Here is an 11,101-nt window from a genome sequence, read left to right as displayed (position 1 = left end):
TCGGCGCCGCGAACCGCCCGGCGCGGACCCGGTGGCCTAAGTCCGCATATTACTCGATCGCTACACACCGGTCAGCGGCAACGGCCGGCCGGGTGCGGTTGTCGCGACAACCGCAACGTGCCGCTGTCGGCGATGACGTTCGCGCGGTTCGGCTTCCAACTGACGTGCCTTGGGTGCGTGGGGGGCAGAGTTCCATGGGTTTGCGCGCGCGGGTATGGAACTCTTCTGATAATCGCGGGGTTTTTGGGCGGTTGGGAGGGGGGCGGTCCGGATAATTCCCGAGTCGTGGGACTCTTGAATCCGCCCCGTAGGGGCGGGGGTGAGGGGAATCGCGAATAGCGAATGGCGAATGGAGGGCAGCGAATGGTGAAGAGCGAACGGCGGATGGCGAATGGCCAACGGCGACCGGTGAATGGCGCAGCGCGCTAATGGCGGGAGCTGGGCGCCGGGTTGGGGGGTTGGGGGGTTGGGGGGCGGCGGACGGCCGGCTTGCCGGCGACGGATCGCGCCACCGTAGCTCAATTGGCAGAGCAGCGGTTTTGTAATTAACTCATTACACTGCAAGCACTTACGAAAATCGCGTTCCTGGGCTGGAAACGCCGCAGCAGCGCGCGGCAAGATGCACGAGAAGGCAGGTGCGGTTGTCGCGACAACTCGCGCGGTCGGCGCGGTGTCGGCGATGACATTCCCGCGGTTCGGCTTCCAACTGGTTGCGTGCGGGGAAGAGTTCCATGGGGGGGCGCGCGCGGGTTTTGATCGCGGCTCAACAACCCACGCCAGGTACTCCGTCGGCATCGCAACTTGGCTCCGTTGCTCGTACCGATCGCACGGTCCGGATGCCGAGCCAATGTGTCCGCGTTGTACGTACCGAATTTTGCAGCAGCGGACTCAGCCGATTGCGCTTCTTTCCACAGCACGAAGACCTCGTTGGTTATCGCGCCTCGCTTTGACGACCGGATACCGTGAAATAGGAACCACCGATGAATCCGAATCGACTGACATTCGAGCAGGGCCTGGAGCGCATTGCGAAGGCCGTGGGATCGATCAATTTCCTCTCCAAGATTCGAACCTCGCGGGACAAGGACCTCCAACCGGTGCTCGAAAAGCTCAGCACCGACAATGTTCCCGAAAGCTTCCACAAGTGGCAGCTTCCGTTCTCGCTGGATCGGTGCCAAATGTTCATCTCATCAGCAGGCCCGGATGTCCGCGTTCCCGAGCACGCACACGACGCAGACGGTGTTCGGATCATGATCAGCGGCTCGATTCGCTACGGGGATCACGTGCTTACTGCTGGCGACTGGATGTTCGTCCCGGGCGGTAAGCGCTACTCGTTCGATACGGGGCCGCACGGTGCAACGATGTTCTACTGCTACCAGTGCTGTTGCGCCTGAGGGAGTGAAATGCGAATGCGTGCGATGATGATCGGGCTGCTACTGCTCGTCCCACTCGGGATAGCAGGATTTGTCAGCTACCGCATGAGCCGCGCTGAGCCTACCATCCACCAGGAAGTGGCGCGCATGGGTTATACTCCGGTCTTCCCGCCGACCACCTTTATTACACCGGGCACCATTGCGCTCGTGCGCAGCGACGTACCGCAAACGCTTGAGCTTGTGTGCGGGCAGCGCGGCGCCCTCGGCCACAACGTCGCTGGGAGCTATCGCGAATCCCGCACGATTTCGGCTCAGTCTCAACAGATGCTGAGCGGTTCACTCAGCGTCAGCAGTAGTCAGCTCCAGGATCTTTCAAGCCGTTCAAGCGTCGCCGGAATACAGAGGATCACGCTGCAGCTTACGAACGTCCGGATCGTTGAACTGGCCGACGAAGACGTATTTCGCCTCGCCGACCAGCAATCAGAACAATGCAAGCAAGCCGTGGCGTTCCGGCGGTCGCAGGGCGAGCGGGTAACGATGATCAAGTCGGCGCTGATCGCCGACGTGGAGTATCTCGTCGATCTGAGCCAACACGGAAGTGCTGACGCAACGGCAACTGCGCTCCAGGCGATGGCGGTGCAGCTACACGCGAGTCTGGAAAAGCAATCATCTGATCGTCTGGTTGGCCGAGACTTGATCTGGGGCATTCGCGATGATGCCACGTTAATCGAGTACCTGAGCGGCTTATCGCCGACTGGTGACGCCAGTGCACAGCCATTGCTGTCACCTGACGATATCGTGCGCGATATTATCACACCCCTCCACATTCGATGGAGTATTGCTCCGCTCCAGCAGCCTTCCAGGATGAGCTGCTGGAGCACGGTCGCTACGATGATGCTCACTTGGCGTGAACAGCGGAGCCTCTCGATAAACTACGCCATGGAGTCACTCGGGCCGCAATGGAAACAGTTGCACACCGCCGATCGTGGACTGCCTCCGGAGTTGATCAGCGAACTAGCCGCCGCGATGCAGCTGACCGTCCACGCGCCGCAAACTTTCCATCCCCGGGCATATCTTCGAATGCTTATCGATCATGGGCCAATCTGGATCAATACGACCGTCCCGGGCAGCATGCGATCTCACGCACGGCTACTAATCGGTGCTTCGTCTGCGAGCAATGGACATGACGATCTTCTGATGGAGTTTATCGACCCGGCCGTCGGTACCATCCGCATCGAAGACTTCGCGACGTTCTTGGCCTCCTACGAAAAAGAAGCTCAGGCCATCGTCGACACGGGCCGGCCCGAGCCCCTTCGGACGCAAGTCCTTCACTTCGCACAGTTCGCCGAGTAGCTTGTTCTGCCGCAGTCGAGCGAGCTTGCTTGGCTGTGACAGCGCGGCAAATCCGGCGCTGCGTAGTGGTGCCGGCGCGCCAGTGTCACCGTCGCCGCTCCTCGCGTTCACCGGCGACAGTCGGCGTTCCTTCATGTGTGGCCGAAAGCCGTTGCTCTCCCTCCGCAGGCCCCCTGCACCCCCTCGGCCTGATCGATCGGCACGGATACCGCCGCCGCCGGGCCGGTCAAGCAGAAAACCGGCTCGTCCCATTTTCGCTGCGCTGCAGACCGGGCCCCTCGCGCTTTTCGCTGGCACCCGTACGCCCACAGGCCCCGGCTGAGGCGGCGGTTCTTGGCGTGCCATCAGGCCGCGAACGAAGCGCCCTGCGCCGGCCCGAGGTACGCCAGTTCGGCGCGATCGCGGGCGCCGAGCGACCCGCCCGCGATCCACTGGGAGAGTTGTGGCGGGGTCAGCTGGAGTGCGTCAGCCGTGAGGAGGAAGCCATTTAGCGTGGCGCGATTGGCTCGCGCCAGCACGCGCGGCAGCGCCGTCGGATCGGCGGAAGCAAGAGTCGAATTCGGTGACTTAGCAGGTCACTAAATAACCCAGCATGAGCGCGCATCTTGAGTTGACGCGGCGGGTATAAACGGATGAACCCGTCACGGAGGACAATGGATGCGGGGTCGCGTGGATTCCCAGGGGGATATCTACCACACGTTCCACCTGCACGATCTGGTTCCGGCCAAGCACCGCTGCGCGAGATCAAACGCCGGGCCGATCAGGTCCTGGCCGGCATGTCGCGCGACTTCAACGCCGCCTACAGTTAGACGGGCGACCGAGCATTCCGTCGGAGCGGCCGATCGATCGGCAGGACGAGAAGATCAGCGACGGCAGCGATGGCGACGAGCCGGCAAGCCGACCGTCAACTTCCGCGGTTAGAAGCGGACGAACGCCACGCATGACGGCGTGGTCCGATTCCGAGGCGCGGCTGGCCCGCAAAGGCAACGGCCAGCCGGCGCTGCTGAGCCACAGCGTGCATGTCTTGATCGATACCGACGCCCGACTGTGTTTGGACGTGGCCGTCGATCAGGCCAACGGCCGGGCCGAACGCGCAGGCGCTGGCGATGATCCACCGGCTGAAGTGTAACGAAGAATGATCCACCGAATGAAACGCCTCAGGCGACCACGGAAGAAAAAGACCAACCGCTCCGACTTGGATGCTGAGCGACCTGCTAACACCGGACACACAGAGACCGCTGAGCACAATGTCTCTCAGCTGAACTTGAAGTCTGCGGGCTCCCAATCGTCGGAGCCCGAACACTTACGCTTAAGAAGGATTGAACCGGCTCAGCAATAACCGTAAGGCGTGCGCTTCGTGGCGAAACGTGAGTAGCAGGATGGCTGCTATGGTTCACAGTCTCCCGAAGACGATCTCCAGCCATTGATCATTATTGTTTCTTGCCTACCGAAAACCGGAACACCCCGCCCGTGGGTGCAATCGTAATTTACACAGCTGCAAGGATTTGCGACAAAAGGGCCCGGGTGTGGTGCGAAGAAGTCCTGATTCGTATCACATTTTTATATTGACGCTGTAAGCCAGCTCGGGTAAACAACTGCCGACTCTTCCGCAATACGGATTACGTAGACATCCTGAGGCGCTGTCGCATCGGAGTTGATCATGTCGGCCAGCCGCGTTTCCGCCGTCGCTTTGACTGCGGTGCTGCTCATTTCCGTCCACGCCAAGGCTCAAGACCACTGTGATTGCCGGAACTCGATGCCTCAGGTGCCAGCCGATGGCGCCGGCGGAGATTGTAGCGACCCGGACAACTTCTTTGCCGGGTGGTGGCCACTGTGTGGCGGCAACAGCAGTGGCACCAGCGATGGCAGCTCCCCCGGTGATTACCTCGCGCCGCTGAACCTTAATCTGCAGTTTGGAGCGGTGTCCCCTGATTTTCCGCCACTGTCAGTAGACCCCTTGGCTTCAACGGCTCCGCTGGTTTCAGGCGAAGTGCGGCATCTTGCCGGTCCGATCCCGTACCCGGAGCGCGTTCTATCAGAGGGTGGCTTAGACGCGGCCACCGGGCAGTTCCTGTACCGTGCAGTGGATTTTCAACTGCCGTTTGGCGGTGCGGTCTTTCGGCATGTGCGGACCTTTGCCGAGCGAATGTATGGGAGCCAAACGGAGTACGGCATGCTTGAAGACGAAGCCGATCACACCTTTTGGGGCGCACAGGGTCGTTTTTGGGACTGGAACGGGTTGAGCTGGGTTATGAGCGAGAACCCGCTCTTTCTCTTTGAAGCACATCCGTATTACGCCGTTGGCGATACGCCGCAGACCAGCACGCCAAAGCGCTGTTATCTGATTCCTGATGGGCACCACTCGATTCCGTTCATTTGGAGCGACGGAACGGGACAATATACAGCACCTCCTTGGTTTGATGCGCGGCTCACGATCGAAGACAGTGGTAGTGGCAAACATGCAATCATCCGGCTGCACCGCAGCAGCATCGTCTACCGCTTCAAGATTCGCGACGAGAAGTTTTCCGCGTTGCCGAGCGGAAGAGACCCTCACTCGAGTCCTGATGCGCCTGCCTGGGATTGGGAGAGCCTCAACTGCGGCGTTCCCCACTACGGCTTGATTGAATCGATTTCGGACCGCTACGGCAATGTGATCCGATACTTCTATAGCGACGTCAGTCAATCCGATGGCTGCGAAGGCCCGGGTTGGGCCGACAGTCACGGCGGCGGCGTTTGCGAACCGTGTTGCCAGAACGCCAATGAGAAAGGGCAAATTAAGGCAATCAAGCTGTGCACGAGCGATGGGGCCGGCGGCGAGACCGTCGTCTACACGCTATTGTATACGCACCGCAAGTTCGGGTTCTACCGCGGGCATGGATTTGACCACCTTCCGTGGACGATGCAGAACGCCGTGCACACCATCCACGTGTTCAGCGGAGATGTTGATCCATTACCGAACGGGAATCTCACGTTGGACGTGCTGGACTTTTGCGATCTGGATTTCGTTGATCCAAGCGATCCGGATGCGCCGGACTTTACTCTCGATGAATTTAACTCGCTGAACCATCCGGATGTACCGACGAACTGGATCCTTGAGGCGCGGTACTTATACCAGAACACCGGCAATCCGGGCAACGAATGCGACCTGGAGCGACTTGCTATCCACAACGACTGGTGGTCCATGGGCGGAGCTCTAATTAAAGCCACCGTGACGGACCGACGCACGTCATCGATCGATGGGCAGGGGAACTCAGAACCGGCACGACGACACAGCCTCTACCGCTACAACGGGCTCGCGGCGACCGGCGAGTTCTTCCCGTTATTGCGGGAAGTGTACGAGCCGAACACTGTTGCTGCAATTGTCAACGGCATGCGACTCTATGATGATGATCCGAGCCTCACTGTCGATGATCTGCTGACGGACGGTCCAGGCCGCTACGTGCGCGTTGATCCGGAGAACCCGGATGTGAGCCCCGGGTCGAACAATCAGGCCGCCGTTGTTGATCTCGCGGACATGTCATTGGAGCTGTGGGGCTGGAATACGTTCGATCCCCGCCCTTTAGACTACGGCGCACTGCGAGACGCGTTGCAGCTATTTGTTGGCGTGCCATTGCTTGAGGCCGATTGGCGCGGGGAGGCTATGCGCCTCGTGATCGATCGTCGCTACGGCTATGGCAAAGAGCGTCTCTTTGCGCACTATTTCATTGCGAGCTTCCCGGAGAACAAGGTTCCCATTGGCGACTTGAACGGCCTATACGTCAGCGAAACGATGACGTCGCTGTTGCACTTCCCATTCTTCATTCCGCATACAGACCGCCCGGACAACTGCACCGGCCTGTGGACCAACGAGCTCGACCGCGGTTTCTGGATCGGGATCGTCGACGAGATTGGCAGGAAGAGCAATGGTACCCTCGGCCTGTCCTATGACGTCACGCAGCCAAATGGTGATCCGCCGATCCTCACGCGAAACGTGTACCATGTGAATCCGGCCGGGTTTCTCGTCAAGCAGCGGCGCTACGAGTGGCCGGATGACGTGAATGATCCCGTGGTCGATCGCGTTTATGGCTCTGGCGAAGAAAACGAGTACGACGATAAGGGCCGCTTGGTTGAGACACGCAGTGCCGGCTGGTCAGCGCCATCGAATCCAGACCCGGCGAGCGAGGGTGCGATCGTAACCTACAAGTACTACCCCGATAGCGGCGACGAACCGGGTGAATTGCAGGCCGTGTGCATCAAGGAGGGCACCAGCGGCGCGGAATTCCTCCGTGACTACTACGTCCGCAACGCCGGCCGCCCTGATCTGATCAAGGCGGAGTACCGCTACGCCGCAAACACAGTTGCTTGGTCGGGGGCGTTTGACGCAGCCTGGAGCGAGTGGACCAAGTACCTCTACCAGTTGGACGGAACCGGTGAAGACGCCCCGATCATCGAGAGGACGGTGGTCCAAGCGCCCACGGACGCCGCGCCCGGGCTCGATTATTGTGGCGTTCAAGTGTCGATCATGGACGACAAGGGCAACGAGACGTGGTACGGCGTCGGCAGCATACCAGAAGGCGACGCCGAAGCGGCGCCGGTGAACACCGCCAACGCGTTCGAGTTCTTCTGGAACAGCACTACGTATGATGCGCAGGGCAAAGGTTTGCGGATGTCGCAGACGATCGATTCGGCGACGCTGCCCGGCAGCTATCAGCGCATCTCCCGCGATCCGGCGACAGCGACGGCGCTCGATCTGACCACTGAGTTCGAGTACGGCACGTGGGACCTGCTCGAAGTGGTCCATTACCCGGACGGAACGCGCAAGATCATCAAAGACCGGATGCTCGCAAACGACCCGATTTCGGGCGAGTCGGTCGATTCTTTCGAGACCCGGTACTTGTGGATCTACAATGGCGTGTCCGCTGACGGCCAAACCTGCACGCTGCCCATTGAACTGAACCGTCTGGACGGGGGGCGTCTGAAGTACCGCGCAACTATTGATCCGGCCGCATTCGATGGCAATGCGGACGGCTACGAGCCGAACATCATCCCGCCGGGAAGTCCGAATACGCACGTCATCAAGCAGGAAATTGCGAAGCTAGACGCAATGGGCCGCGTCATCGGCATGGAAACGGTTGGCGCTGAAGACCTGCCGCCACTCGAGGCCCAGATCGACTACAACGGATTCGGCAACATTGGGCGTTCGCGCGATGTCGATGGCACAATCTTGCGCAACGTGCACGATCAGTACGGTCGCCTGTGGAAGGTCTATCGCGGCAGCAGTGACTTCCATGTGTACTGGGGCGCTGACTGCGACTATGACGAAAGCGATCCGGATGGCGATCCACCGGATTGCGACGACGACATGGTGCTCGTCGAAAAGCGCTACTACGGCAATGACGTGACCAACGCGGGTGAATTGACCCGCGTTCGCCGATATGACTCCCGTATCACCATGCAGTACGAGGGTGGCGACGAGGAAGCACACGGCCGCCTCGAAGACATCATCTATGACTGGCGCATGCGGCCGGTGAAGCGTATCGAGCAGGCTGACGACGGAACCGTGCTGCGCACGCACGTGACCTGGTATGATCACCTTGATCGCGAAGCGTTCAAGGCGACCTATGATGGAAGCGCTGCGCTGACGAATGTCGATCCGGCCGGGTTCCTCTCAGGCCAGGCGCTGCCTACTGCGGCCGGCATCATCCAGGCCGACAACGCAAATCCACCGGCGCTGGTTTCGCTCATGGAGTACCGCTTTGACGCCCGCGGCAATCCCGCCCAGACGCTCACGTACGACCTGAGCGATCCGAACGGTGCGACAACGCAGTCGGTGACGCGCTATTACGACCATGCCAACCGTCCGATCGAGATTCATCAGATCGGAATGCCGGTCATGCGCACCGTCTACGATGCGAAGGGCCGTCCAGTCGTCAGCGAGCAGCTCGCCGGCGGCCTGCCGATCGCGCGAAACGAGACAATTTTCGATGACGGCGATCGGCCCGTGTTCGTGACGCGGCTTGAGCGCACTCATGATGATCTGAGCGGCGCGACGTTGGGAGTCGGTAACGCGGTGGCGACGTACACCAAGACCGTGTACGACATCGACGGCCGCCCCACAGACCAGTACGACTATGGCACCGGCGGAAGCGACTTTTCCACGGCGGCTTTACTGGACGCCAACGACCCGATTCCGGGAACAGCGCGCCATACCTCCTACGGGTACGACCCGGCGACCGGTAAACAAGTCTCGGTTACGTATCCCGACGGCACTACCGTTGACACGGAGCGCGACAGCTTTGACCGGGTGTTAATGGAGACCACGTCGCGGGACGGCGTTCGCGTCGCCCAGACAGCCTACCTCTACGAATGCATGGATGTCGCGGATCCCTCACAATGCGATAACCTCGGCCGACTCCTCGCAATCGCCTCGGTCGACGTCGCCTTGCAGCCCAACTTCGACTCCGCCACCGACATTCCCTGGGATGCGCCGCCTGCCGGCGTGCAGGTGACGCGCTTCGCGTACGACGCCATTGTCTACGACGCCGCCGGCTACGACGGCACTTTCGACCCCGCGGACCAGATGAGCAGCGGCAGCGGCTGGATTTCTGCCGTCTTCTATCCCGACCCAGCCACTGGTGGCATGCCGGCGGAACCTAGCTACCAGTTCGCCTACTACTCCGATGGCACCATCGCCCGGCGCGAAGATGCCAACGGCAACGTCTTGTACTTCGAATATGACGACCTGCGCCAACTCCGCGCGATCGACATCGACATCGAAGGGCGCTACCCGGCGGTGTATGAGCCAACGGTCCGCCCCGCCCGTATCGAGTTCGACTACCACCCGAGCGGCGCCCCGGACGCCATCCGCGTCTTCGACGCCTATGGCGTGAAGCTCTCGGACGTGACGCTTGCGTACGATGGCTTTGGCAATCCCACCTACGAGGACCAGGGGCGAAATTTCTGGATCCATAGCGGCGATCTCAACGATCCCGACAAGAATGTCTGGCGGACCGCGGGCGAAGAAACGGTTGTGTACGGCTGGGATCCGCTCGGGGATCGCCTCGACACCATCACCTATCCCGCACGCATGTTCGACGGCGTCGCCCGCGTCATCACGCTCGACTACGCCGGCAATAACTTCGACAACGCGCTCAACCGCGTCAGCCGTATCATCGAAGGGACTAATGAAGTCGCCGATTTCACCTACATGGGCGTCGCTCGCCGCGCGGCGATGACACTCGGCAACGGACTGATCAGCCAGTCTTTCGGCGCCGGCGGCACGACCGGCTATCCGGGCCTCGACCCGTTCGGCCGCATCCGCGACCTCGCGTACTTTGCCGGCGCGCAGTTGCTGCACCAGTACGAATATGCCTACGACCTTGCCGGCAATCGCGAATACGCCCGCGTCACGCAATGGCCGTACAACGGCTACGATCAGGAAAATGATCGCTCCTGGCGCTACACGCATGACGACCGCAATCGGCTCGATCTCGCCAAGTTCGGGGCTCTCGCGGCCGACAATTCCGATGTGACCCGCGGCAGTGCGCTGGCGCCCGAATGGCGCTCGTACGACTGGCGCCTTGATGGCTTCGGAAACTGGTTTGATTCGCTATACGGCATCGGCTTGGTCACCTCAATCGACGTCGGCGATGATGGCATCGGCGACGGCGGCAGCCTCCAGAACCATGAAGTCGACTGGCGGAACCAGATCGCCGAAATCACCGGCAACACCGGCGCGGGCGAATTCGCCTATGACCCAATGGGCAACCTCGTCTGCGATGGCGACTACTTCTACCAGTACGACGCCTTCCACCGGCTGATCCAGATCAACGAATTCTTCGACGACGGTATCCCGCAATTCAGTCAGTTCAGCGTCGACGGCACTCCCCTCGATCCCAATGACGTCGGCCCCGTGCTCGCCCGCTTCTGCTACGACGGCCTCGGACGCCTGATCACCATCGACCAACTTGCCAACGCCCTTGGCGACAAGTGGCAGCAGATCGACCTCTACTACGACGGCTTCCGCCGCATCCAGGAATCGATCTACACCCCGTCCACCGGCGGCATCGGCGGCTTCGGCGACATGATGGAAATGTTCGGCGGCACCGGCGGCCCCTCGCCGACGCAGTACGCCACCGTCGACTACATCTGGGCCCCCGATGAGGTCGACCAACTCCTCGTCCAGCTCAAGAGCGACGTCGCCCAGCCCCACTACGCCCTCACGGATGCATCGCACAACGTCACCGCCCTGGTCGACGGCGCCGGCAACGTGCGGCAGCAGTGGGCCTACAACCCCTACGGCCAGCCGATCGCCCGCGACCAGCTCCTCGGCGGGTACGTCAACCGCATCGGCTTCCAGGGCCTGCCGTTCGTCAACCCCGCCGCCCGGGCGCTGGTGT

The 11,101-nt window shown here is 61.1% G+C and carries 4 protein-coding genes; all 4 read left to right on the top strand.

Translation table 11 applies throughout. The features are described from left to right. Positions 1-980 precede the first annotated feature (980 nt). Positions 981-1,391, top strand: coding sequence for a hypothetical protein (locus J5J06_15220; protein MCO6438439.1), 411 nt, complete (start codon positions 981-983; stop codon positions 1,389-1,391). A gap of 15 nt (positions 1,392-1,406) precedes the next feature. Next, positions 1,407-2,723 (top strand): hypothetical protein, encoded by a 1,317-nt coding sequence (locus tag J5J06_15215; protein ID MCO6438438.1) that lies wholly within the window; start codon positions 1,407-1,409, stop codon positions 2,721-2,723. A 940-nt stretch (positions 2,724-3,663) separates the two neighbouring features. Then, complete coding sequence (locus tag J5J06_15210; protein MCO6438437.1) at positions 3,664-3,852, top strand: hypothetical protein; 189 nt, start codon at positions 3,664-3,666, stop codon at positions 3,850-3,852. Between the two features lie 531 nt (positions 3,853-4,383). Next, positions 4,384-11,101, top strand: a 6,718-nt coding sequence (locus J5J06_15205; protein MCO6438436.1) for a hypothetical protein, incomplete at its 3' end; no start/stop codon positions are given.

The sequence above is a fragment of the Phycisphaerae bacterium genome (assembly GCA_024102815.1).
Classification (GTDB): domain Bacteria; phylum Planctomycetota; class Phycisphaerae; order UBA1845; family UBA1845; genus JAGFJJ01.
The sequence above is the reverse complement of the archived record's forward strand: the minus strand, read 5'-3'. Positions and strand labels throughout refer to the sequence as shown.

Bases quoted from the DNA above. Each gene is read 5' to 3' on its own strand.
- J5J06_15220 (MCO6438439.1), top strand. From the start codon at position 981: ATGAATCCGAATCGACTGACATTCGAGCAGGGCCTGGAGCGCATTGCG.
- J5J06_15215 (MCO6438438.1), top strand. From the start codon at position 1,407: ATGCGTGCGATGATGATCGGGCTGCTACTGCTCGTCCCACTCGGGATA.
- J5J06_15210 (MCO6438437.1), top strand. From the start codon at position 3,664: ATGACGGCGTGGTCCGATTCCGAGGCGCGGCTGGCCCGCAAAGGCAAC.